The 24028-nt window shown below is 71.7% G+C and carries 19 protein-coding genes; 8 read left to right on the top strand and 11 right to left on the bottom strand.

Annotated features, from left to right (window positions below):
• Positions 1-140: 140 nt before the first annotated feature.
• From ACN27G_RS07030 to ACN27G_RS07005, 6 genes are all read right to left on the bottom strand, one after another.
• A complete protein-coding gene (locus ACN27G_RS07030; protein WP_421491963.1) occupies positions 141-365 on the bottom strand; it encodes a DUF2188 domain-containing protein in 225 nt (74 codons plus the stop codon).
• 243 nt (positions 366-608) lie between these two features.
• Positions 609-1628, bottom strand: a complete 1020-nt coding sequence (locus ACN27G_RS07025; RefSeq protein ID WP_421491962.1) for a sodium:calcium antiporter — start codon at positions 1626-1628, stop codon at positions 609-611.
• On the bottom strand, positions 1625-2770 hold the full coding sequence (locus ACN27G_RS07020; RefSeq protein WP_421491961.1) for a YihY/virulence factor BrkB family protein: 1146 nt from the start codon (positions 2768-2770) through the stop codon (positions 1625-1627). Before ACN27G_RS07020 ends, ACN27G_RS07025 begins: the two co-directional genes overlap by 4 nt.
• An 85-nt stretch (positions 2771-2855) precedes the next feature.
• The gene (locus tag ACN27G_RS07015; RefSeq protein WP_421491960.1) at positions 2856-5957 is read right to left on the bottom strand and encodes an FAD-binding and (Fe-S)-binding domain-containing protein; all 3102 of its coding nucleotides are present in this window, start codon (positions 5955-5957) and stop codon (positions 2856-2858) included.
• Positions 5954-7717 (bottom strand): thiamine pyrophosphate-dependent enzyme, encoded by a 1764-nt coding sequence (locus ACN27G_RS07010; protein WP_421491959.1) that lies wholly within the window; start codon positions 7715-7717, stop codon positions 5954-5956. The genes ACN27G_RS07015 and ACN27G_RS07010 overlap by 4 nt, the downstream gene beginning before the upstream one ends.
• Positions 7718-7971: 254 nt before the next feature.
• Positions 7972-9258: an endonuclease/exonuclease/phosphatase family protein gene (locus ACN27G_RS07005; protein WP_421491958.1), complete on the bottom strand. Its 1287-nt coding sequence runs from the start codon at positions 9256-9258 to the stop codon at positions 7972-7974.
• A gap of 818 nt (positions 9259-10076) precedes the next feature.
• On the opposite strand from ACN27G_RS07005, the gene ACN27G_RS07000 reads away from it, so the two are divergent.
• Genes ACN27G_RS07000 through ACN27G_RS06985 form a run of 4 tightly spaced genes read left to right on the top strand, consistent with a single transcriptional unit; the run spans position 10077 to position 13691 of the window.
• Entirely contained in the window at positions 10077-12332 is a 2256-nt protein-coding gene (locus ACN27G_RS07000) for a nitrate- and nitrite sensing domain-containing protein (protein WP_421491957.1), read from the top strand.
• The gene (locus ACN27G_RS06995) at positions 12329-12766 is read left to right on the top strand and encodes a roadblock/LC7 domain-containing protein (RefSeq protein ID WP_421491956.1); all 438 of its coding nucleotides are present in this window, start codon (positions 12329-12331) and stop codon (positions 12764-12766) included. The genes ACN27G_RS07000 and ACN27G_RS06995 overlap by 4 nt, the downstream gene beginning before the upstream one ends.
• Before the next feature lies 1 nt (position 12767).
• Complete coding sequence (locus ACN27G_RS06990; protein ID WP_421491955.1) at positions 12768-13121, top strand: DUF742 domain-containing protein; 354 nt, start codon at positions 12768-12770, stop codon at positions 13119-13121.
• Between the two features lie 15 nt (positions 13122-13136).
• Complete coding sequence (locus ACN27G_RS06985) at positions 13137-13691, top strand: GTP-binding protein (protein ID WP_421491954.1); 555 nt, start codon at positions 13137-13139, stop codon at positions 13689-13691.
• A 6-nt stretch (positions 13692-13697) separates the two neighbouring features.
• On the opposite strand, the gene ACN27G_RS06980 is transcribed toward ACN27G_RS06985, so the two are convergent.
• Genes ACN27G_RS06980 through ACN27G_RS06970 form a run of 3 tightly spaced genes read right to left on the bottom strand, consistent with a single transcriptional unit; the run spans position 13698 to position 16104 of the window.
• Positions 13698-14531, bottom strand: coding sequence for a hypothetical protein (locus ACN27G_RS06980; RefSeq protein ID WP_421491953.1), 834 nt, complete (start codon positions 14529-14531; stop codon positions 13698-13700).
• Positions 14528-15157, bottom strand: coding sequence for a hypothetical protein (locus ACN27G_RS06975; RefSeq protein ID WP_421491952.1), 630 nt, complete (start codon positions 15155-15157; stop codon positions 14528-14530). The genes ACN27G_RS06980 and ACN27G_RS06975 overlap by 4 nt, the downstream gene beginning before the upstream one ends.
• Complete coding sequence (locus tag ACN27G_RS06970) at positions 15154-16104, bottom strand: hypothetical protein (protein ID WP_421491951.1); 951 nt, start codon at positions 16102-16104, stop codon at positions 15154-15156. Before ACN27G_RS06970 ends, ACN27G_RS06975 begins: the two co-directional genes overlap by 4 nt.
• 877 nt (positions 16105-16981) lie before the next feature.
• On the opposite strand from ACN27G_RS06970, the gene ACN27G_RS06965 reads away from it, so the two are divergent.
• Both ACN27G_RS06965 and ACN27G_RS06960 read left to right on the top strand, forming a co-directional pair.
• Positions 16982-17695, top strand: a complete 714-nt coding sequence (locus ACN27G_RS06965; protein WP_421491950.1) for an MBL fold metallo-hydrolase — start codon at positions 16982-16984, stop codon at positions 17693-17695.
• A gap of 217 nt (positions 17696-17912) precedes the next feature.
• Positions 17913-18755 (top strand): S1 family peptidase, encoded by an 843-nt coding sequence (locus tag ACN27G_RS06960; protein ID WP_421491949.1) that lies wholly within the window; start codon positions 17913-17915, stop codon positions 18753-18755.
• 78 nt (positions 18756-18833) lie between these two features.
• On the opposite strand, the gene ACN27G_RS06955 is transcribed toward ACN27G_RS06960, so the two are convergent.
• Positions 18834-21329: a M14 family zinc carboxypeptidase gene (locus ACN27G_RS06955; protein WP_421491948.1), complete on the bottom strand. Its 2496-nt coding sequence runs from the start codon at positions 21327-21329 to the stop codon at positions 18834-18836.
• A gap of 247 nt (positions 21330-21576) precedes the next feature.
• Here ACN27G_RS06955 and ACN27G_RS06950 point away from each other — a divergent pair, with 247 nt between their 5' ends.
• Positions 21577-22509: an SGNH/GDSL hydrolase family protein gene (locus ACN27G_RS06950; RefSeq protein ID WP_421491947.1), complete on the top strand. Its 933-nt coding sequence runs from the start codon at positions 21577-21579 to the stop codon at positions 22507-22509.
• Here the strand turns inward: ACN27G_RS06950 and ACN27G_RS06945 are convergent.
• On the bottom strand, positions 22431-23207 hold the full coding sequence (locus ACN27G_RS06945; RefSeq protein WP_421491946.1) for a hypothetical protein: 777 nt from the start codon (positions 23205-23207) through the stop codon (positions 22431-22433). The two genes, ACN27G_RS06950 and ACN27G_RS06945, sit on opposite strands and share 79 nt — an antisense overlap.
• Positions 23208-23262: 55 nt before the next feature.
• Here ACN27G_RS06945 and ACN27G_RS06940 point away from each other — a divergent pair, with 55 nt between their 5' ends.
• On the top strand, positions 23263-24015 hold the full coding sequence (locus tag ACN27G_RS06940; protein ID WP_421491945.1) for a MerR family transcriptional regulator: 753 nt from the start codon (positions 23263-23265) through the stop codon (positions 24013-24015).
• Positions 24016-24028: the final 13 nt, after the last annotated feature.

Below are 24028 nucleotides of genomic sequence, written 5' to 3'. Positions count from 1 at the left end.
CAGGGATACCGCATGGCGCGACATACCCGGCAGAGAAGAAATAACACTCGCTCATGTTTGTGGCCGCACGTGGGTGGTATGGGGTGGTTCGCCGGGAGCGCCCCGTCGCTGGTGTCACGTGAGCCGCAGGCGCGCCGGGATCATCCGGCGGGCGGGAAGGGGTCGTCCTGGTAGGTGTGCTCGGTCTCGATCTGGCCGTCCTGCCGGTGCACGACGAGCTGGCTGGGCTGGTTGGCCCGTGCCGTGTCGCGGCCGGCGCTCAGCGCGCTGTCCTTCGTGTCGTAGCGGCCGACGACCTGGGAGCCGTGCTCCACCTTCCAGCCGCTGGCCTCGGGCACCACGTGGTACTCGGTACGCCGACTCATTCGCGCCTCCTGATGGTTGTCGGATGTGAACCAACTACCCGGCGCGGGAATCCGGAAAACCCGACCACCTGCCGGCGGCACGACCGGCCGGCTGGCAACGGTCACAGTGGACCGCCCGCCAACGACACCCGCCCCGGGCCCGGCGATCCCGGGAAGGCGCCGCAGGACAGACGATCCCGAGGAGGCACCGCAGGACGGACGATCGCCGGCCGCCCGTGCGAGTGGGCTCGTCGCGTCCTCCGCTCAACCGAGGGTGAAGAGCAGGGCGACGGCCCCCACATAGATGGCGGGGATCGCCACGCCCTCGAAACCGACCCCACGTCGTTCCCGGAGGATCAATCCGGCGCAGAGCGTCGCCGTGATCAGCAGGGTGGCCCCGGTGAGCAGCAGGCCGGCCGGCCCGGCGGCGGCGTAGATCGGCCCGGGTCGGTACGCGGCGTCGGCCAGCGGCAGCATGAGGGAGTCGAAGATGTTGCCGCCGAGGATGTTTCCCACGCCCAGCGTGATGGCGCCGATGCGCACGGCCGCCAGCAGCGTGATCAGTTCCGGCGCGGAGGTCACGATGGTGGTCAGGGTGAACCCGACGAGCCCGCTCGGCAGGCCGGTGCCGGCGACGATGCCCAGGCCCGCCTCGCCGATCACGTAGCCGGTGGCCGCCACCACGACGGCGAGCGCCGCCAGCCGCCACCACAGCACCGGGGTCCGGGTCCGCACGGTGGTGTCGGGCGAGTCCTGCCGCGTGTCGGGCGTCTGCTCGGCATGCCACATCGGTTCGCGTCGCAGGCGCCGGATCAGCACCAGGCCGTAGCCGTAGAAGAGCGGGATCAGCAGGCTGGCGGGATGGACCCAGAGCAGCCGCAGATCCGGCGTGGCGTACGCGATCACCGGCAGGCTGAGCAGGGCGATCATCACCAGCGCCTGCATGATGTTCTCCAGCGAGGCCGCCGCGTGTTCCAGGTTCGCCCGCCGGTAGAGCAGGTCGGCTATGGCCAGCCAGACCGACTGGACCGCTATGCCGCCGATCGGGTTCGCCAGGGTGAACTCGGCGTCGCCGCGCAGGCCGCCGGTCACGATGGTCCCGATCCCGGGCAGCGAGGTCACGGCTCCGAGCAGCAGTCCACCCGCGACCGCCTCGCCGAGCCCGGTCCGGTCGGCGAGTTCGTCCGCGGTCCGGGCCAGCGGGCGTCCGACCAGCACGATCGCGAGGAGGGCGCCGGCCAGCGCGAGGGCGGAGAGCGGTAACGGCCAGTGCTCTGCGGTCATTCTCTCTTGTCTCCTGCGGCTTCCGGCTCGTTGCCGGCGGCGTCAATCTCGTCTGCTGCGGTTTCCGGCTCGTCCTCGGCGGTTTCCGGCTCCCCGTGGCGCTCGCGGGCGTCCCGGCGACGCTCGCGGGCGTCCCGGCGGCCCTCCTGGGTGGACCGGTCCGGCCAGCGGGCGTCGACGGCCGCGTTGACCTCCGCACCGATCAGCACCGCCAGCGCCGTGACGAAGAAGAAGATCAGGACCGCGATCGGCGCCGCGGCCGGACCGGTGTCGGTGCGCAGGCTCGACGCGAGGTAGCCGCGCAGCGCCGCGCTGCCCGCCACCCAGATCAGCAACGCGAGGACGGCTCCCGGCAGGTCCCTGCGCCAGCGGGTCCGGGTCGGCACCGCGACGTGGTAGAGCGAGGTGAGCGCGGCGATCGACAGCGCCAGAACGACCGGCCAGTATGCCACCGGGACGAGCCAGGCCAGATCCGGACCGGGCACCCCGGCCAGCAGCCGCTCCAACAGCTCGGGCCCGAGCACGAGCAGCGGTAGCAGCACCACCCCGATCACCAGCGCGGCCAGATACAGGGCCAGGCTGAGCAGCCGGGTACGCCAGAAGCTGCGCAGCCCGTCCATCCCGTAGGCCAGGGTGATGGCGGTGACGTAGTTGCTCAGTGCCGCCGAGCCACTCCAGAGCGCGAGGATCAGCCCCACGGAGACGACGCCGGAGTCCCCCTCCCGGAGCGTGCTCTCCACCAGCGGTCCGATCACCGTACCCATCGTCTGGTCGGTGAAGACGCCGTCCGCCCAGCGCAGGATCGCGGTGGCGACCCGGCCCGCGGTGCCCGGGCCGAGCAGGCCCTCGAGCTGGCCGATCAGGCCGAGCAGGGCGAGCAGCAGCGGTGGCATCGAGAGCATGGTCCAGAAGCTGGCCTCGGCGGCGAGACCGTGGATCCGGTGCCGCAGCGCCCGGCGTACCGCCCGGTCGCCGAGCTGGACCGTGACCAGCCCACCGGACCGCATCCGGTGCCGCAGCGACCCCGTCCGGCCACCGCGCCCGTCGTCGCCGCGCGGCCGGCCGGCCGCGTCCTGTCGCCCTCCGCCCGGCTCCGGACCACGTCCGCCGCCCGGCTGTGGACCGTGCGGCAGCACCCTCACGCCACCCGCCACCGCTGCGTGGTCCCGTCCGACTCCGGCACCCGTCCGGGCAGGACGTCCGCGCCACGGAGCGGCGTCCGGGCGCTCACCGCCACATCCGCCGGCCGGCCCAGACCGCCACGCCCAGCGCCGTGGCGGCGAGACCACCTGCCGCACCGGCGACCGCCGCCACGCGCGCCGCCCGGGACGGCGGCTCCGGCCGGTCGGCCCAGCGCCGCTCGGGCTCCGCCCGGCCGTCGTCGCCGCGCAGCCCGGCGCGTAACAGTTCGGCCAGGTGTACGGCGCCCCGCCCGCCCGCGTCGCCCTGGGCGATCTGGGTACGACAGCTGAAGCCGTCGGCCAGCACGACGTCCGCCCGGCCGGCGTCGCGTACGGCGGGCAGCAGCACCCGCTCGGCGCAGTCCGTCGAGACCTCGTAGTGCCCCTGCTCGAAGCCGAAGTTGCCGGCGAGCCCGCAGCATCCGGAGTCCAGCAGGTCGACGTCGACGCCGGCACCGGCGAGCAGCGCGGCGTCGGCGTCGAAGCCGAGGACCGCATGCTGGTGGCAGTGCCGCTGCACGTGTGCGGTCCGGGCCAGCCGGGGTGCCTTCCAGCCGGGGCTGTGCGCGCCGAGCAGCTCGGCGAGGGTGACGGTCTGCCGGCGCAGCCGCTCGACGTCCGGGTCGTGCGGAAAGAGCTCCTCGGCGTCGGCCCGGAACACCGCCGTGCAGCTGGGTTCGAGGCCGAGCACCAGGGTGCCGGCCCGCAGGTGCGGGCGGAGCGTCTCGACGGTACGCATCAGCACCCGCTTGGCCACGTCGAGCTGGCCGGTGGAGATCCAGGTCAGGCCGCAGCAGACGGGACGTTCCGGCACCCGTACCCGCCAGCCGGCCTGCTCCAGCACCTCCACCGCGGCCCGCGCGACGCCCGGCTCCAGATGGTTGGTGAAGGTGTCCGGCCAGAGCACCACCTCGCCGCGCTCGCCGGTGCCGCCCGGGGTACGGCCGGCGAACCACTGCTGGAAGCTCGTCGGCGCGAAGAGCGGCATCTGCCGGCGCGGGTCGACCCCGGCGGCCTTCTTGGCCAGCCAGCCCAGCCCCGGCGCCCGGGCGAACGCGTTCACCAGCCGGGGCGAGGTCCGGGCCACCAGTGCGGCGGCCAGCGGCAGCCAGCCCATCGAGTAGTGGGCCCGGGGGCGCAGCCGGCCGGCGTAGTGCTGCGCCAGGAACTCCGCCTTGTAGGTCGCCATGTCGACGTTGACCGGGCAGTCGGCCTTGCACCCCTTGCAGGCCAGGCAGAGGTCGAGCGCGTCCAGGACCGCGTCGGAGCGCCAGCCGTCGGCGATCGGCCCGCCCCGGGCGGTGCCGTCGAGCATCTCGAAGAGCAGCCTGGCCCGGCCACGGGTCGAGTGCTCCTCCTCCCTGGTGACCATGTAGGAGGGACACATCACCTCACCGCCCTCCCGGCGGCACTTGCCCACCCCGACGCAGCGCAGCACGGCCCGGCTGAAGCTGCCCGAGTCGTGCGGATAGCCGAAGTGCGTGGCGACGTCGCCGTGGTCGTAGTCGACGCCGAGCCGCAGGTTGCTGTCGAGCGGGTCGGGCCCGGAGACCTTGCCAGGGTTCATCCGGTCGTCCGGGTCGAAGATCGCCTTGAACTGGGCGAAGGCGTCGACCAGCCGCTCACCGAACATCTTCGGCAGCAGCTCGCCCCGGGCCTGCCCGTCGCCGTGCTCGCCGGAGAACGACCCACCGTACCGGGTCACCAGGTCGGCGGCGCGTTCCAGGAAGGAGCGGTAGTCCCGGACCCCGTCCGGGTTGACCAGATCGCACGGGATCCGGGTGTGCACGCAGCCCTGCCCGAAGTGCCCGTAGAGCGACGCCTGCCCGTAGCCGTACTCCCGGAGGAGCCCGCGCAGGTCGCGCAGGTACCCGCCGAGTCGGGCCGGGGCGACGGCGGAGTCCTCCCAACCGGTCCAGGTGTCCGGCAGGCCGGGGACCCGCGCGGTGGCGCCGAGCCCGGACTCCCGGATCAGCCAGAGCTGCCTCTGCTGCTCCGGGTCGTCGAAGTAGCCCACGCCGGGGTCGTCGCGCCGCTTGCCCAGCGCCCGCAGCAGACCGTCGGCGGCCGCCGTGGCCTCCTCCGGCCGGTCGCCGCCCAGTTGCACCAGCAGGTAGGCGCCGCCTTCGGGCAGCAGCGTCAGCGCGTCCGGGTTGAGGTGCTTGCGCTGTTGGAAGCCGATCAGCGCCCGGTCGATGCCCTCCAGCGCGATGGGCCGGTGCGGCAGGATCTCCGGCACGGCGTCGGCGGCGACGGCGATGTCCGGATATGCCAGCACCACCAGGGTGCGGGCCGGCACGACCGGCACCAGCCTCAGCCGGGCGCGCAGCACCACCACGCAGGTGCCCTCGCTGCCGACCAGGGCCCGACCGACGTGGAAGCCCTGCTCCGGCAGGAGGCTGTCGAGGTTGTAGCCGGAGACCCGGCGCGGGATGTCGGGATAGCGGGTGCGGATCTCCTCCGCCTGGGCGTCACGGAGCGCGCGCAACCGCCGGTAGACCTCGGCCCGACGACCTCCCTCCGCCTGGATCCGGGCGTACTCCTCGTCGGAGGTCGCGCCGACCCACATCCGGGTGCCGTCGTAGAGCAGCACCTCCAGCTCGACGACGTTGTCGACCACCTTGCCGGTGCGTTGCGCGGTGGCCCCGCAGGAGTTGTTGCCGATCATCCCGCCGAGGGTGCAGTGGCTGTGGGTGGCCGGCTCCGGCCCGAACTCCAGGCCGGTCTCCGTGAGCCTGTCGTTGAGGGTGTCCAGCACGATGCCGGGCTCGACCAGACAGGTACGCCGGTCCGTGTCGACCGCCACCAGCCGGTGGCAGTACTTCGACCAGTCGATGATCACGCCCGTGTTGGTGGACTGGCCGGCCAGGCTCGTGCCGCCGCCCCGGGAGGTGATCGGGGCGCCGTGCCGCCGGCAGACCCGCACCGCGGCGACGGCCGCCTCCACGGTGCGGGGCAGCACCACGCCGATCGGCACCTGCCGGTAGTTCGAGCTGTCCGTCGAGTACGCCCCGCGGGAGCCGGCGTCGAAGCGCACCTCCCCGTCGACCTCGGCGGCCAGGTCGCGTTCCAGCGCCGCCGCGTCGACCTCGGGCACGTCTCCCGGCGCACGTACCCGCACCGGGTCGGGTAGTCGGGTCCTGGTCATGAGCGGAGCTGGTTGATCTTGTCGCGGGCGACGGTCGCGAGGGTGGCGGCCTTGTGCGGCTGCCCGCGCAGGAACGCCTCCGTGAAGTGCTTGGCCTGCTCGTAGTTGACCTTGCCCGGCATCGGCGGTTCGTGCGGGTTGACGTCGCAGTCCACCAGCGCCGGGCCCGGGTGCGCCAGGGCCTCCTCGAGCACGCCGGCCACGTCGCCGGGATCCCTGACCTTCATCCCGTACGCCCCGCAGGCCCGCGCCCAGGCGGAGAAGTCGGCCTCGGGCTCGCGGTGCCGCACCGCGTACTCCGGATAGCCGAGCACGATCTGCTCCCAGAGGATCTGCCCGTACGAGTTGTTGTTGTTGATGACGACCTTGATCGGCAACTCGTGCCGCACGGCGGTGAGGAACTCGGCCATCAGCATGGCGAAGCCGCCGTCGCCGACGAAGGCGATCACCTGCCGCCCCGGGAAGGCGTGCTGCATCGCGATCGCGTACGGCAGGCCGGGCGCCATCGTCGCCAGGTTCCCCGACAGATAGAACTGGCGGTCGCCGCGGATCGTCCAGTGCCGAGCCGCCCAGGTGGCGATGGTGCCGGAGTCACAGGTGAGGATGGCGTCGTCGGCGGCGAACCGGTCGATGCAGCCGGCGAGGTACTGCGGGGCGATCGGGTCCCGGTCGGCGTCCTGGAGCGCGGTCATGTTCTGCCGCCAGTCCGCCATCGCCCGCTGGTATTTCTCCAGGAAGCTCCGGTCACCGGCGGAGACCATCGGCAGCAGCCCCTGCAGGGCGAGCCTGGCGTCGGCGGCGACCGGCGCCTCGACCGGCAGGCGGAGCCCGAGCAGCGAGGGGTCGACGTCGATCTGCACCACCCGTACCCTGCCGGCCTGGGGCAGGAACTTCCCGTACGGGAAGGAGGTGCCGATCATCACCAGCGTGTCGCACTCCTCCATCAGCTCCTCGCTCGGTCTGGTGCCGAGCAGCCCGAGCCCGCCCGTGGTGAGCGGATGGTCGTCGGGCAGGACCGCCTTGCCGGGCAGCGTCTTGACCACCGGGGCGCCGAGCCGGTCGGCGAGCGCGATCACCTCGTCCCGGGCGTGCAGCGCGCCCACGCCGACCAGGATGGCCGGCTTGCGGGCGGCGCCCAGCACCTCGGCCGCCCGGCGCAACTGCTCCGCCTCGGGCGGCAGCGGCGGCAGCGCCACGTTCGGCAGGCTGGCCGGCGGCGCACCGGGACCGACGTGCCGGTAGGGATCCTCGTCGACCTCGGCCACCTGGATGTCGTTCGGGAAGGTCAGGTGCGACACGGTGCGCTTGCTCAGCGCGTTGCGGATCGCGAGGTCGACGACCGCCGGCATCTGCTGCGGGTTGGTCACCATCAGGTTGTAGTCCGCCACGTCCGAGTAGAGCCGGTCGACGTGCACCTCCTGCTGGTAGTGCGTACCCAGCATCGCCGTCTCCTGCATGCCGGTGATGGCCAGCACGGGCGCGTGGTCGAGCTTCGCGTCGTAGAGGCCGTTGAGCAGGTGGATGGCGCCGGGCCCGGAGGTCGCCGCGCAGACTCCGATCCGCCCGGTGGCCTTCGCGTAGCCGGCGGCCATGAAGGCCGCCGCCTCCTCGTGGTGCACGAGGACGAACCGGAGCTTCTCCCGTTGCCGGCGGAAGCCCTCCATCAGCCCGTTGATGCCGTCGCCCGGCAGTCCGAACACCGTGTCGACGCCCCACTCCACCAGCCGCTTGGCCAGGCTCTCCCCGACTATCTCCCGCACGGTCGCGCTCCCTTTCGCCGAATCGATGTTCGCCGCGACAACCACCAGCGCGGACGTGGTCGGCGGTGTCGCCGGACCGGCTGGCGAGGCGGGCCGGGTCCGACGGATCCGTCGGCCGGCTCGCCGGCGATTTTGTGTCGCCTACCCCTGCGTGCCGCAGGCAAACACGACCCGGCGGACGATTCGCGCGGAGACGGGACGGGGCTGCCCGCCGGTCGCGAGCAGCCCCGTATCCGTCGTCCGCGCCGGCGCCGCTACCGCCGGACGCGCAGGTCGAGCCAGACCAGCCGGTGGTCGGAGCTGGGGAAGGGGAACGTCCCGGTGAGCCGCGAGAGCGGATCGCCCGCCGGTGGCCAGAAGACGCCGCCGCCGGCCACGCCGAGCCCGCGGGAGGGCAGCACGTAGTCGGCGCGCAGGTTGCCCGGCCCCGGCACGTCGGCGAAGTCCGCCGTGTCGTGGCGCGGGGCGCTGCGGTGCGTGGTGTTGGCCTCCCCCTGCAGGGCGCTGGCCTCGACGGCACCGGCGCTGGACGGCGCGAACCGGCTGTCGATCCAGCGGTGGTCGAGCAGTTGCTGGGCCGCACCGGGGATGCTGTCCCCGTCGTACGGGTCGGAGTTCAGGTCGCCGGCGATCACGAACTGCTCACCCGGCCGCAACCCGCCGCGCCGGCCGTGGTCGTCGTAGATGTAGCGACCGCTGCCGGGTCGCACGTAGTCCGCCCAGAACCGGATCTCGTCGGAGTTGCGCCGCCCGTTGCGGTCCTCCGCGCCGTCGAAGACCGGCGGCGTCGGGTGGCTGACCAGGAAGTGCACCGTCCGGCGCCCGATCCGCACCGGCAGGTCCCAGTGGCTCTTCGACGACAGCCGGACCGTCGCCAGTTCCTCCGGCGAATACCAGTCGGCCGGCGCCGCGGTGGCCGGGTCGTCCGGCAGCAGCGCGCCGGGCATGTCCTTCCAGCGGAACTTCTGGAAGGTCCGGACCTGCCGGGTGTCGATCGGATGGCGGGAGTAGACGACCATGCCGTACTGGCCGGGGAAGGCGCCGAAGCCGAGCGCGTCGTCGCCGTAGCCGGGCGCACCGGGCTCGGTCACCACGGCGCCGTCGTTGTTGAGGTCGTGACCGGAGGCGATGCCGGTGTTGCTCGGCGCGATGAACCGGTACGGGTATCCGATCGGCCGGGCGCCGTTCTGCCCGACCGAGAGATAGTTCTCCTGGAACAGCCGCGCCGCCACGGGGTCGACGTCGAACTCGTTGATCAGCAGCACGTCCGGCCGGGTGCGCTGCACGATCTCGGCGATCGTGCCGGCCTGCGCGTTACCGGGCCGCGACAGGTCCGAGCGGAGCGCCCCCTCGGCGCCACGGTTGAGCGAGGCGTTGAACGTCGCGAACCGCACCTCGGCGCCGCCGTGCGGCGCGGCCGGACCGCCGCCGTGCGCCAGGGCCGGCGCCGCGACGGCGGGAAGGCCCGCGGCGGCGACCGCGGCGGCGAGCAGACCCGCCCGGATTGCCGACCGTCGGGTCCGCCTGGAACTGGGGGACATACTTCCTCCTTGGCGTCGTTGTCGTCCGCGTGTCTATCGCCGGGCACCGACCATCCGGTAGCGACGACGTGAATACTGGGCTTCGCGCCTGATCATCGGCGGCGACAGCCTGGCGGGTAGATCCGGGTGCCCGGGGGGCGGGAGCCGGCGGGGGGCGGGGTGTAACCTCCTATCCGGCAATGGCGGCCTCCCGGACCCGGACAGCCAGGAATCCGGATCCCGTCATAGACCGCAGCAGCTCCGACTGAGAACATCACGACCGAGGTTCTGCGGTGCCTCCGCGCAGTGTTGTGCCGCCCGTACGGGAAGAAAAAGCAGCTCAACCGATCGCACGCGTCCATCGTGGATCCTCCGGCCGCCCCACAGTAGAGCGGCACCGGGATGTCAACGGGCGCGGAGGATCGGCTGTTTCAGGCTCCGACCGGACGGGCTAGTGCGAGACCGGACAGATTGGTAGGGTTGCGCACACATCGGTAGCGGCCAGCCTTGTCTAGCCGCTGGTTTTTTTCTGGGCTGCCCACGATTGGATATCCAAGTTGGCGGACAAGCAAGCCGACAGCGCGAGCACACAACCAGATCCGGAGAGGCAGCGTCCGTCGACATCGAACCGACGGCGTGGTCGCCAGGAGTCGATCAGGCGACGCGTCATCAGGCTCGTGCTCATTCCCAGTGTCGTCGCTCTCGCTCTCTGGCTCGTGGCCTCTGGATACCTTGTTTTTCAAGGATTTTACAATCGCGAGGTCGCCAACAGCGTCCGTAACGTTTCGATTCCCGCGGTTCCGGCGCTCGCCGCGCTCCAGCAGGAGCGCCGGCTGAGTGTGGCCTATCTGGCCCAGCCGACCCGGGATCCGCAGCCGCTGGTCGTGCAGCGGGAGCAGACGGACCAGCGGCTGGCCGAGCTGCGCACCGCCGCGAAGCCGGCCCTGTCGAACGCCCCCCAGTCCATCACCACCCGCTGGCAGGCGTTGACGGACCAGCTCGACCAGCTTCCCGACCTGCGCACGGCGGTCGACGCCAGGGCGGCCGGCGGCTCCCGGGTCTACGACTTCTACAACGGGATCCTGGCCACCGCGACCAACCTCTTCGACACCCAGGCCCGGATCGTGCCCGACGTCGCCGCGAGCCTCGGCGGCATCACGGCGACGGACGCGTTCCGGGTCAGCGACCAGATGTCCCGGGCCGGCTCGACGATCGACACCGCCTTCAGCTCCCGCAAGCTCACCGAGCAGGGACACCTGGAGTTCGTGGCCCTGGTCGGTGCGTACCGTGCCGCTCTCACCAATGTCGCGCCGCACCTGGAACCCGCGGCTCGCGCGCGCTACGAGACCATCACCGCCGGCGATCCCTGGAAGGAACTCGTCGCCGCGGAGAACGCGCTGATCGCCACGGGTGCCTGGGACGACGGGATCCCCCGCGGTCTCCCCGTCAACCGGACCCGGTGGGAAACGATCACCAAGCAGGTCTCCGACGAGCTCATCGACATGGCGGTGATCCAGGCCGACCGGGCTTCGGCCGAGGCGCTGCGCACCGGTAACAACCAGCTGCTGACCGCGTCGCTCGGCAGTCTCCTCGCGCTGGCGGTCGCCATCGCCGCGATCCTGTGGGCACTGCGCCAGTCCCGCATTCTGGTGGACCAGGCTCTCTCGGTCCGGTTGGGCCGACTGGGCCAGGAAGCCGCCGCGGTCGTGGACGAGCGGCTCCCGATGATGATGGCCCGGCTGCGGCGCCGGGAAAAGGTCGACCTCGCGGTCGAGTTGCCGAGCCGCGACTACGGCAGCGACGAGATCGGCCAGGTCGCCGAGGTGATCAACAGGTCGCTGCGCGCGGCGGCCGCCGCGGCCGTCGACGAGGCGAAGACCCGCGCCGCCGGTCTCGCCATGCTGATGGGTGTGGCCCGCCGGCCGCAGCGCCCGTTGCAGCGCGGCCTGAAGGTGATCGAGGAGTTGCAGGACCGGGTCGGCGACGAGAAGCTGCTGACCGAACTCTTCGACATCAACCACCAGCTCACCCAGACCCGACGCTTCCTGGAAAACCTGGTCATCCTCGCCGGTGGCCAGATCGGGCGCCGGTTCCACAACCCCGTTCCGGTACGCCGGGTGCTGCTGGCCGCGTTCGCGGAGGCGCAGCAGTACCAGCGGATCACGCTGCGCGGCGCGCCCGACCTGGCGCTGGCCGGCCGCGCCGTCGCCGGCACCATCCACCTGCTGGCCGAGCTGCTGGACAACGCGCTCGTCTTCTCCCCGCCGAAGACGACGGTCTGGGTCACCTGCAACGAGGTCAAGCACGGCGTCGCGGTCGAGATCGAGGACGGCGGCGTGGGGATGAACGTCGAGGCGCTGGAGAGCGCCAACGAGTTGCTGGCGACGGCTCCCACGCCGGACGTGGCGGCGCTGAAGGACGGCGCACAGGTCGGTCTGCACGTCGTCGCCGAGCTCGCCAAGCGCGACGGCATCCAGGTCAGCCTCCGCACCTCCGCCTACGGCGGCCTGCTCGCCATCGTGCTGCTGCCTGAGCGGCTGATCACGGCCGGACCCGCTGGATCGGGGACGGACCGGACGGACCCCGACCTCCACCTGCCGGTGATGGCCGGTGCGGTTCCGGGCCGTGCCGGCGCCGGCGCCGGTGCCCGGATGCCGCGCCACGGGACCGACGGCCAGGGCGGCACGGTCGGTATCGTCACGAACGGGTCGTCCCAGCCACGCCGCGACCGGCGCACGGCCGAGACACGACGGACCGACCGGGTCGGCGAGACGCCGGGCGATCGCCGCACCAACGGCAGCGCCGGCACACCGCAGCCCCCGGCGCACCGCGCCGACACCGCCGCGGCTCCGCCGGGGACCATCGACCGGCCACCCCTGCCCAGCCGGCAACCACAACAGCACATCGCACCGGAACTGCGGGAGGACAAGAACCCCGCCACGGGCACTGCCTCATCGGCGGCCGGGGCGGCGAGGTCACCCGAAGAGGCCCGGGAACGGTTCACGCGGTACCAGCGGGCGTGGGCCGCCGGCAAGACAGATGGCAACGACAACACGGAAGAGTCAACCAGCGACGAGCAAGGCGGCAAAGCGTGACCAATTCGACCCCCGGGAATGACCTGACCTGGATGCTGGACGAGCTAGTAGAGGTTCCCGACGTTGTCTACGCCGTCGTACTGTCGACCGACGGGCTGATCGTCCAGAAATCCACCTCGCTGACCCAGGACGCCGCCGAACTCCTTGCCGCCGGCGCCTCCTCGCTGCACAGCGTCGCCGCCGGAATGGGGCGGCGGTTCGAGAGCGGGCAGGTCCAGCAGGTCATCATCGAATATGACGGACAGACCCTCTTCGTCGCCGCCGCCGGCCAGAATGCGCGGCTGGCCGTGCTCTGTGAGCAGGGCGTCGACATGGGTACGGTCGCGTACGAGATGAGCCGGCTCGTGACCCGGATCGGTGAACACCTCGGCGCCGAGGTGCGCCGGACGGCGTCGGCCGCCAATGGCCAGCAGGGCAGGGGTTATGGCATATGACGTGTGGGACGGCGACGACGAGGCACAGGCCGGGCGGCTAGTACCGCTGTACGTCCTCGTCAACGGGCGCACGAGCCCGCGTAACAGCAATCTCGACCTGGCCACCCAGGTCATCGCCCTACCGGTCGATCCGAGCCGGCTGGAGTTGGAATACCGGGAGATCATCGACCGCTGCGCACGCTGGATATCGATCGCCGAGATCGGCGCATACCTGCACCGGCCGCTCACCATCACGAAGGTGATGGTGGACGTGCTACTCGAACAGGGATATGTGCGCATCGGCGCTCCGGCGCAGCAGAAGATTGCGGATCGGCGGCTTCTGGAAACGGTTCTCGCTGGTCTCGAGAGACTATAGACAAGGGACTGGAACGTGGATCGCAAGTCGGTCAAGGTCGTCGTGGCGGGTGGCTTCGGTACGGGCAAGACCACTCTGGTCGGCTCGGTCAGCGAGATTCCACCGTTGACCACCGAGGAGGTGCTGACCCAGGCCAGTGTCGGAGTCGACGACGTTACGGGTGTCGAGGGAAAGACGCGCACGACCGTGGCGCTCGACTTCGGACGGATCACCATTACGTCCGACGTCGTGCTCTATCTGTTCGGCACGCCCGGGCAGGACCGGTTCTGGTTCATCTGGGACGAGCTCGCGCAGGGTGCGGTCGGCGCGGTTGTGCTGATCGACACCCGGCGCCTGGACACCAGTTTCCCTGCCGTCGACTATTTCGAACGGCGGGGGATTCCCTTCGTCGCCGCCGTGAACCGATTCTTCGGTGAGTGCCTCTACACCGAGGCGGAAATCCGTTCCGCGCTGAAGCTGGACGACGCCGTGCCGCTCCTCTGGTGCGACGCCCGGGACCGGGAGTCCAGCAAGCGGGTCCTGATCGGACTGGTCCGGCACGCGCTGGCCCGGATGCCGGTCAGCAACTGACCGCACTCAGTCGCCAAGCCGCCCGCGCCAGCGGGTGAGGGCCGCGACCAGGTCGTCGGGTGCCCCCGCCTGGCGCAGCCGCTCCGCCTGCTCTTCCGCGTAGCGCCGGTAGAGCTGGCGGAGACCGGCCGCCAGCAGCGGCGCGGCCTCCGCCTCGTGCAGCGGTGCTCCCGTCCTGACCGCGGCGGCCAGCCGGACCAGCGGGGTCGCGACGGCCCCGGGCCGGTCCAGATACCATCCGATCGCGTCGTCGTTGGTGGCGGCGCGTCCCATCGTCACGGCACTGCTGTAGAAGAAGCGGACGGGGAAGAGCACGGCCTTGGTGAACCACACCGGGTCGTGCAGGAGGCGGCGGGGCTGGTGGACCTCGGCGATGACCTCGTCGGTGGCCAACACGTCAAGGGCGAACCGGGCCCCGTCGACGAGCAACTCGTCGGCGTCGGGGACCGCGACCCGGCCGGCCACGTCGGAGCCGAGCAGGAGCAGGCCGTGCTCGGCCAGGTCGAGTCGGTCGATGGCGGGAAACCGCCCGTCGTCCTGCCCCCGGCTCAGCGCGGTCACCGAGCCCCAGAAGACGGAGAGCCTGCGGTACGGCTCACCGCGCTCGCGCAGGATCCGGCCGGTCTCCGCCACCGTCTCGGCGTCGCCGCCGCGGACGTCGGCGAGGAGCACGGCCAGATCGATGTCGCTGACCGCCGGAGCGTAGCCGCCGTGCGCGAGGCTGCCCAGGGCGTAGGCGGCGACGAAACGGTCAGCGAAGACCCGCTGGTAGGCGCGGGCGCCCTCCTCCGCGACCGACCGTGCCGCAGCCACCGGGTCGCCCGCGACGGCGGCGCTCACGCCGCGGTGTCGCGGATGGCGCACTCGGCGATGCGGTCCGAGACGACGGTGATGACCTGCCAGGCCCGGTCGAGTACGGCCACGATCTCGTCCGAGGTCCAGTCGGTGCGCTGCCGCAGGATCTGGTAGCCCATGTCGAGGTGCTCGACGTCGGCCTCGTCGTGCAGCGAGAAGTAGGCGTCGTTGGGGAAGGCCCGCACACCGGCCTTGCTGAGGGCGAGGCTTCCGGCCTCCAGGGCCAGGTGTGCGAGGATCGCCCGCTGCACCCCGGGCAGCGTGGCGAACTGGTCGACGAACCAGGCCGCACCCGCCTCGATGACCGGGTCCCAGACCACCCGCTGGTCGTCCGCCCGGGTGCGGGCCAGAATCTCGTCGTGGCCGATCTCCTCCCGCTGGTGCTCCAGGGCGATCGTGCGCAGGGCGGGGTCGGACTCGAACACGACCCGGGCGCTGATCATGCGCTGGAAGGCGTTCGACCACGGCTGCAGGTAGGTAAGGACGGCCTTCTTGGTGGCGTCCGGCGTTGCCTCGTCCGCCAGCAGGCGGATGAGGCGGGAGGACTCGTACTCCTCCTGCCGCGCGGTGTTGTAGTCGGCGACGCGCTGAAGGTCCGGGTTGGTCGTCACGCGAGGCTCCTCTCTGCGGGTGCGCCAGGTCGGCCCGATACGACCGGTGGGGGCGCGGACTGCGGATAGACGGGGAAGCGGAAGTAGGTGGTGACGTCGCCACGGCGCCGGGCGGCCCGGTAGCTGACCAGTTCGACGAGCCCACGGCTCCCGGCGAGGCCGCCCGGCGCCAGGGCGGCGGCGACCGCATACCACGGGCCGGGGTCGAGGCCCTGACGACGCAGCAGCTCCGCGGTGCGCTCCACCGCCTCCTGATCCGAGGAGGCCAGGCTCGGCATCCGGAGGTAGGTCGTGGATTCGGCGGCGCGGTCCAGGCCGGATCGGAAGGCCAGACAGGTCAACGCCTCTCTACCCCCGTCGGTCTGCGCTCCGGCCAGCGTCCGGTAGGCGGCCAGCGCGTCTTCGGTGTCGTGCTCCGCGGCCACCGACGCCATGCGGTCCAGTTCGCGGAGGTCGGCTCCGTGGTTCCGATAGTAGATCTTGGCCCGGGACTCCGCCGTGTCGACCAGGTCCAGGCCGAGAAACTCGACGTCGCGCCGGCCGTCGTCGCCTACCCGCCGACGGGCGTCGCGCCACGCCCGCGCCATACCGAGCCGCTCCATGGCCTGGTCCAGCGCGGCGAAGCGCTGCCCGGCGGGCCAGCCGTACAGGCCGAAATATGCCTTGTAGCCGACCGGTCGGGGCGGACGCCAGGCCAGCGAATACCACAGTGGTGCGTCCGTGAAGACCTCGCTGACCTGGTCGAAGCGACGTGACATGGCGGCCAGGGCGGGCCGGACGGCATCCGCCTCCGACAGGCAGTCGACCAGCACCCGCAGCTCGGGCTGCCCGCCCGACCAGTTGAGCGACATCTCCGCCGGAAACCCGTCGTCGGCGACGAACGAGGGGTGTCGCGGCGCGTCCCCGACCCGTTCCGCCGCCCAGCCCGGCAGCAGGTCGCGGAGCACCTGGACGGTCCGCCCGGCTTCTTCCGAGGGCAGCGCGAGCGCATCGCACGCCCTTGCCCATATTCCACAGAGGAACTCGCCAAACCTCAGATCCCGCACGTGGGACTCGCCAAACCATGGCGCTTTCACCGTCCGGCCCAGCTGATGGTCGGAGCTCATGTGCCATAGAGTGACCCAGCAAACCCGGGGTGTCAATGTGGCGGAACTCCATTTCGAACAAACGAACGAGAGGCGCCTTCTGCGCGACACCTCCGCACGCTCCACAATTATCGCGGAGCGTCACATTGGTGGGCCGAGATAGGGCACCGCCACACCCGACCACCTTTCCATGAAGTGCGGAAATGTGGCGCAAGCGGGCCGGCCACAATGCCGCCCGAGCCGCAGTTGATCACTCTGTGCAAACACGACGCCCGGAGCCGCCGTCATCCGAAAAGTGTCCGGTGACGACTCTCTCGAATCTGGCACCAAAGGCCGGTCCGCAAGTGGGGACCGAAGCATGATGACCACCTCCGTACGCCTTGTCGAGTGAGATAATTGTCACAGAAAATGCGTGGCAAACTCGCAGAGTGACGCCCATGAAATGGTCAACCGACGCCCCGATCGCCATACATCTCATTGACGTGGGCAAACTGTCCCCGCCGTCGGAACGGAGTCACATGTGGCGACCGGAGTCGATCACGGAGCGCAACACATGATCAACGTAGCGGGGTCACCGCCGGTCCGTGCCGTCCCGGTATCCGGACATACCTCGAAGAACGACCGGCCACCGCGACCTTCTGCTCCGGGCAACCCGGCGATGACCGGTGGTTCGCCGCTGGCGGATCCGCTCACAGCGTAGGCGCCCGGTTCTGCCCGGCGTCGTCGCTACCGTCGCGGCATGGAGATCGTCCAGTTGCTTCCCCGGCTGTACATGCTGAGCTTTCCGGTCGGCCACGCCTACCTGTGGGCCGATCCGGCCGGTCTCACACTCATCGATACCGGCGTACCCGGGTCCGCCCCACTGATCGCCGGGGCGATCGACGGACTCGGCTTCCGCCGGTCGGACCTCCGGCACCTGTTGTTGACTCACTTCCACGAGGACCACGTCGGCTCGGCCGCCGAGATCGCCGGCTGGGGCGATGTCGTCGTACACGCGCACCGGGCCGACGCACCGGTGATCCGGGGCGAGACGGCCGGCCCACCGCCCCGGTTGGCCGAATGGGAACGTCTCCTGCACGAGCGGGTCCGCGCGGAGATGCCGACCGAGCCGGTCGACCCCGTACGGGTGGACAGGGAACTCGAGGACGGGGACCTGGTCGACCTCGGTTCCGGGGTGCCGGCCGTCACGATCGCCGTGCCCGGCCACACCCCGGGCAGCGTCGCCTTTCACCTGCCGGAACAGCGTCTGCTCTTCACCGGCGACACGATCGCCCGGACCCCGGACGGGGAGGTCGTCCTCGGTGTCTTCAACGTCGATCCGGTCGCGGCGGTCGCGTCCTTCGAGCGCCAGGCCCGGCTCGACGTCGAGATCGCCTGTTTCGGTCACGGCGAACCCCTCGCCGTGCACGCGGCGACGCGGCTCAGGGCTGTGGCAGAGACCCTGGCGCGGTAGGGCCGCAGCATCGGCGCACCGGCGTGGGTGTGGCTTCCGGCCGGCCTGAGGCCACACCCACCGGCCTGAGGCCACACCCACCGGCCTGAAGGCCACACCCACCAGCCGGAGGCCCACATCGGAGCCCAGGGCCGAGTTCGGGGCGGCGCTTGAATCCGGAAGGGAGAGGACGGATCCTGGCAGTTACCATCGACAACCAGCGATCGGGAGTTGCGGGATGCGCTTCGTACCCTTCGTCGTCCTCGCCTGCACCGTACTGCTGCCGGCCACCCCGGCCAGCGCGGACCGGCCCGGCGGTGTCGCCTCCTCACCCGGCACCGTGGCCGAGGTGCGCACCACCGGCACCACCTGGGGCACCGACCCGGCGACCGGCCGGATCACCCTCACCGCCGACGAGTCCGTCACCGAGGCGCAGGCCCGCGTGCTGCGTGCGGTCGCCGACCGGTCCGGGGCCGTGTTCCGGCGCGAGCCGGGCCGGCTGCGCCTGCTCATCGCGGGCGGGCAGGCCGTCTACGGCGCCACCGGGCGCTGCTCGCTCGGCGCGAACGTGCGGGCCGGCGGCACGTACTACTTCGTCACCGCCGGCCACTGCACCCGCACCGCCTCGACCTGGTACGCCGACAGCGCCCGGACGGTCCCGCTCGGTCCCGGCGCCGGCAGCAGCTTCCCCGGCAACGACTACGGCATCGTGCGCTACACCGGCACGATCAGCCACCCGAGCGCGGTGTACACCTACCCGCAACTGCTGCCGATCAGCGGCGCCGGTAACGCGTACGTCGGTCAGGCCGTCTGCCGCAGCGGTGCCACCACCGGGGTGCACTGCGGCACGGTCACCGCCCTCAACGTGACGGTGAACTACGCGGGGGGCACCGTGCACGGGCTGATCCGCACCAACATCTGCGCCGAACCGGGCGACAGCGGCGGGCCGCTCTACTCGGCCTCCACCGGCATCGTCCTCGGCATCCTCTCCGGCGGCAGCGGCAACTGCACCACCGGCGGGACGACCTACTACCAGCCGATCCTGGAGATCCTTGCCGCCTACGGCGTCACCATCCCGTAGCGCCGCGGGAGAGCCGCGCCACCGCCCCGCCGGTACGGGCGGAACCGCACCGGCGGGGCGATGGTCAGCGGGCGGGTCTCACCTCCTGAGGATGGTGATCGTCGCCGTGCGGTACCTGTCGCGCCGGTCCCGCCTGGTCGGGTCGTAGTCGCGCTCGATGTTGCCGGCGGCGTCGACCGAGAACCACTTGAACGTCGTGGTCTGGGTGACGTGGAAGACCTCCCCCGGCTCACGGAACTCGGTCGCCTGGTAGCGCGGCGACTCCAGCGTCGGCCGGCTGCCGTCCGTGGTGTAGTAGATGGTGGCCGGCTCGCTGGTCTCGAAGCGCACGTCGACGGGACGGTGGTATCTCCCGCCGCCGGGCACGAGCCGGGACGTCGGGTCCTTCCTGTCCCTGCCCCACTCCGCCGCGATCCGGAACATCTCCATGATGCCGTTGGCGTACTCCATCGTCTCGGCGTGGCCGCTGACGAGCTGCGGGTCCCCGACCCAGGGCGGCTGGAACGAGCCGCCCTGCCAGTTGCCGGTGGCCGGGTTGTAGACCGAGCCACCGACCTCCCAGCCGAAGGAGTAGATCCCGTACGTGTGGTACAGGTCCTCGCGGACGTTTCCGGCGGAGGAGTAGAGGACGTCCGACGAGCCGCCGACGTTCTCCGGCGTGACGACGGTCTCCCGGTACGCCTTCACCTGCGACAGGATCCGGGCGGCCGACTGCCAGTAGAACGCCTCGTCGCCCAGGGGCGGGCGCGGCGTGGTGATCCGGCCGTCCGCGATGTAGGCGCCGGGCTGCCAGAAGAGTTGGCCGCCGTTGGAGTGCACCGACATCATGAACTTGATGTTCCGGTAACGCTCGACCAGCCAGATGATGTTCTTCGCCTCGGGCTCGGAGAGCTTCTCCGGCCCCTGGTAGGTGTTGCTGACGCAGCTGGTCGACGCGCCCGCGTAGCCGTCGTGACCCGAGCCGACCCGGTAGTTCCGGTTCAGGTCGACGCCCCAGGAGTCGCGCCGGCCCGGGTCGGCGTTCTCGTCCGGGCAGTGGTTCGTCATGTTCCGGCGCTGGGAGGCGAAGTTGTAGAAGCTGTAGTTCGCCCCGTCGGGGTTGTTGGAGAGGATGAGGAAGATGTCGGTGTCGTCGACGATCTTCTTCGTCTCCCGGTCGGTCCGGTAGTTGTGCACCAGCCGCTCCGCCGTCTCCAGCGTGGTCGTCGCCGGCACCCACTCCCGGGCGTGGTCCTGGGCCTGGATCAGGACGCCCGGCTTCCGCCCGTCCCGGTGCTTGCCGATCCGCAGCACCGGGATGGTCGCCGGGCCGCGCGGCACCTCGCCCTCGGGCGCACCGGCGCGCAGCTGGTCGAGGAAGTCGGTAAGCGCGACCGGGCCGCCGGTCGGCGCCACGACGCCGGTGCCGGCATTGCCGCGGTACGCGTGTGCTCGGTCGATCAGCCCCTGCGACCCGGTCCGCAGCGCCGTCGCCACCTCGGCGGCGGTACTCGCGAGGCCGCCGGAGGCGTCCGTGGCCAGGAGTACCCGCACCGCGCTGCCCGCCACCTCGACCTGCAGCGGCAGCCCCGCTCCGGGCCGCTCCACGAGCTCGACGGTGATGTCGTTGCCGCCCTCGTGGCCCCAGGCCGCCGAGCTGACCACGACCGCTACCTCCCCGGTACCGCCGATCGTGGCCTGCGCCTTGCGCTGGTAGCCGTTGGTCCGGTACGGCAAATAGACGATCTCGGCGATGTCCGGGTACTGGCGGGCGATCTCCTCGGCGCGGCCGTAGAGCTGCTGCGGGTGCTGGTAGCCGTCGACGAAGTTCCACCGGTAGCGCGGATTCGCGGTCAGCGGTGGCGGCGCGTCCTCGAGCCAGTCGGAGACGGAGCCGGTGGCGACGCCCCCGGTCGAGCTCGTGACCCGGATCTGCTTCGGGCGGGTGTCGAGCTTGAAGAGGTTCCGGTGGAACATGTACTGCCCGGAGTCGACGAACCGGCTCATCGTCCGGGCGAAGCCGAACGGGGTGCCCCGGCCCGAGTCGTTCTCGAGCTGCATCCCGACGACCGGGTCCGACTGCGCCCCTTCGGTGGTCCGTGCCTCGACGTAGAGGAAGCCCTGCCCCTTCGTGGTGAACCAGTCGGCCCGGACGATCCGTACCGTCTGCTCGTGGCCTGCGGTCGGCTCGTGGCCCGGCGCCACGGTCCGCGCGCCGCTGGCGCCGAGGCCGCCGTCGGCGTCGTCGCTCCAGGCGAAGCCCTCCGCGTCGCCGAGGATCCGGACGCCCATCGCCCGGAGTTCGGCGACCTGTGCGGCGGTGACCACCGCCTCGCCCTCGATGCCGGCCGGCACGCGCCGCAGGCCGTGTTCGAGGTCGAAACCGGCGGCGACCACCCTGTCCATCATGTCGGCACCGGCGAGTTGGATACGTACCAGGCGGACCGGCTCCCGATCCTCGAGGTGGGATCGGTGCGATCCGGCCGTGGCCGTGGGATCCGCGGGATCCGCGCCCGCGGGTGTGGTCGCCGTCAGGACGGTTCCCACCAGGGCGGGTAGCGCGAGAAGCGCGATGCGCAGCCGTCTGCGTCGCATTCTCCCCTCCTTCTCTCTGCGGCCTGGATGCGGTGAGCGTATGTGCATACGTCGCATCGACGGATCGGGTCTATCGGATCTTGAGCATTACTTGAGCTCGTCGAAGTCCGCCCGGTGGCCCGATCACTGCGCGACCGACCCGTTGTCGCCAGCTCTTCGCTGACCGGTCACGAGGGTGTGACCTTGCGCATCAGTGAGGCGGCCAGAGTGACATCGTGCCGATCACTATCGTTCCCGGCGGTGGACGGTGATCCGGTTCGCCGCCCTCGGAGACTCCGTCACCTCCGGCTTCGGAGACCCGCTGCCCACCGGTGGGTGGCGGGGCTGGGCCGTACTCCTCGCCGACGCGCTCGGCGACGGCCGGGCCGGAGCCGGCAGCGCGGTCGAGCTGCACAACCTCGCCGTGAGCGGTGCACGGATCTCCGACGTGGCCGACCGCCAGCTTCCGGAGGCCCTGACGCTGCGCCCGCACCTGGCCTCGGTGCTGGTGGGCATGAACGACACGCTGCGCGGGGACTTCGACGTGGACGCCCTGGGCCGCGGGCTCACCGACGTGATCGGCGCGCTGACCGGCTGCGGGGCCACGGTGCTGACCGCCAGGCTGCCGGACCCTGGCCGGATGTTCCGGCTGCCGGGGGTGATCGCCCGGCCACTTCGGCGCCGGATGGAGGCGTTGAACGACGCCCTCGACGAGATCGCCGCCAGCCACGGCACCATCCATGTCGACCTCGCCGGCTCCTCCGACCACGTCCTGTACGCCCGGACCAACTGGAGCGTGGACCGGCTGCACCCCAGCGAGCGCGGTCACCGGCTGCTCGCCTTCCGGTTCGCGACCGCTCTGCGCGAGGCCGGGCATCCGGTGCCCCGGTTGCCGGGGCTGACCGCCACCAACCCGGAGCCGACGCTGGGCCAGCGACTGTGGTGGATGGCCACCCAGGGCAACCGGTGGCTGCTGCGCAGGTCCACCGACCTGCTACCCACCCTGGCCCGGATGGCCGCCGCCGAGTGCTGGAACGGCGTCCGGGGCCGGACCGGTGCCACCGAGCGGCACCCGCCCCCGAACCTCCAGTTCCCCCCGAACCTTCAGCTACCGCCGAACCTTCAGCTACCGCCGAACCTCGCCGACCGGCTACCCGGCGTCGAGGGGGCCGGGTGCGACGGGCCGGCCGCGCCCGGCTGAGCGGTCGATGCCACCCCACCCGGGTCGATGCCACCCCACCCGGGCTTCCGGAACAGCCGCCGGCCCAGCACGCCGTACCAGAGCATGACCGGCAGGTGGAGGGCGTAGCCGAGCTGTTCCAGCGTTGCCGACGAGCCGCCGAGCCCGGTCGTCCACGGCAGCGCGACCGCGGCCAGGCCGGAGAGCGCGGCGACCACACCGGCACGGCGAAGCCCGGCCGGCAGCGGGGCGGCGAGCGCGGTCACCGCGGTGGCGGCGACCCAGAGCAGCCCCGCCAGGTTGACGGTCCACTTGGCGGTGAGCAGCACTCCCCGGGCCACCGTGGCGGCCGCCGGGTCTGCCGGATCGGCGGCCAGCTGGGTCACCGCCAGGTTGCCGGCGTCGTGCAGCAGGCCCGCCAGGCCGGCGGCGGCGAGCAGTCCGGCGGCCGGCGTCAGGTGTGGGACGGTTCCGGGGCGGCCTGCCATCACGAGCCCGGCGGCGAGCAGGGCGAGCCAGCCGATCACGTCGAGACCCAGCTCGATCAGGTGCAGCTCGACCCGCGCGTGTACCGCGGCCAGCACGGCGGCCGGGTCGGCCGGATTCAGGGTCAGCCCGGAGGGCACGACGACGGCCACGGCGCCGAGCATGGCCAGCAACGAGATCACCAGCAGTACGCCCGTCAGCCGGGCGCCGCAGCCTCGGTCAGTGGGAATCATGGCCGGCACGGTAGATCCTTGACGCAGCGGCAGAGTCAAGCGCGAGGAGGACGCCGTGTGGCGCATCGGGCAACTGGCACGGATGACCGGAGTGTCCGAGCGGACCCTGCGCCACTACGACAGGCTCGGGTTGCTGGCGCCCGCGGCGGTGGACCGCGCCACCGGCTACCGCTGGTACGGGGTGGCCGAACTCGCCCGGCTGGAACGCATCCGAGGGCTGCAGCACCTCGGCCTGTCGCTGCGCCGGATCGCCGACATCCTGGATGCTCCGGACGCACACCTGCGGCAGGCGCTGGTCGAGACGGTGGCCGCCCTGCGCCGCGACATCGCGGCGAAGGCCGCGGCGCTGGCCGCTGCCGAGGACCGGCTTGCCACACCCACGTCGGTGCTGCCCCGGACGGTGACGGTCGCCGCGCGACGCCTGCGAGTGCGCTGTCTGGAGGTGACACACCCGTCCGAGCTGGCCGCGCTCTGCGCGCAGCCGCAGACGGCGCTGCTCACCTGGCTGCGCGGCCGACCCACCGGCGGTTTCGTGGCGGCGGTGGCGACCGGCCGGGACGGCGAGCGGCTCGACCTGCCCGCCCGCACGGTGGTGCGGGCGGTCGTCCCGCCGGCAACCGGCGTGGTCCGGGCCGGGCAGGACCTCATCGGCTGGCTGCACCGGCGCGGACTGGCCATCGCCGGCCCCACCCTGGAGGAGCACCTGGTCGACGCCGAGGAGGGCATCGCCACCGTGCTGGAGATCCCCGTGCGGCCCGCAGCGCCCCCGCGCGCGGCGCCCGGACCGACCGGTCCCCCGTTGCAGTGACCGGGGGCCGCCG

This window comes from Plantactinospora sp. WMMB334 (assembly GCF_049179095.1).
Lineage (GTDB): Bacteria > Actinomycetota > Actinomycetes > Mycobacteriales > Micromonosporaceae > Plantactinospora.
This window is presented reverse-complemented; position numbering and strand designations above follow the sequence as displayed.

Bases quoted from the DNA above. Each gene is read 5' to 3' on its own strand.
- ACN27G_RS07030 (WP_421491963.1), bottom strand. From the start codon at position 365: ATGAGTCGGCGTACCGAGTACCACGTGGTGCCCGAGGCCAGCGGCTGG.
- ACN27G_RS07025 (WP_421491962.1), bottom strand. From the start codon at position 1,628: ATGACCGCAGAGCACTGGCCGTTACCGCTCTCCGCCCTCGCGCTGGCC.
- ACN27G_RS07015 (WP_421491960.1), bottom strand. From the start codon at position 5,957: ATGACCAGGACCCGACTACCCGACCCGGTGCGGGTACGTGCGCCGGGA.
- ACN27G_RS07005 (WP_421491958.1), bottom strand. From the start codon at position 9,258: ATGTCCCCCAGTTCCAGGCGGACCCGACGGTCGGCAATCCGGGCGGGT.
- ACN27G_RS06965 (WP_421491950.1), top strand. From the start codon at position 16,982: ATGGAGATCGTCCAGTTGCTTCCCCGGCTGTACATGCTGAGCTTTCCG.
- ACN27G_RS06960 (WP_421491949.1), top strand. From the start codon at position 17,913: ATGCGCTTCGTACCCTTCGTCGTCCTCGCCTGCACCGTACTGCTGCCG.
- ACN27G_RS06955 (WP_421491948.1), bottom strand. From the start codon at position 21,329: ATGCGACGCAGACGGCTGCGCATCGCGCTTCTCGCGCTACCCGCCCTG.
- ACN27G_RS06945 (WP_421491946.1), bottom strand. From the start codon at position 23,207: ATGATTCCCACTGACCGAGGCTGCGGCGCCCGGCTGACGGGCGTACTG.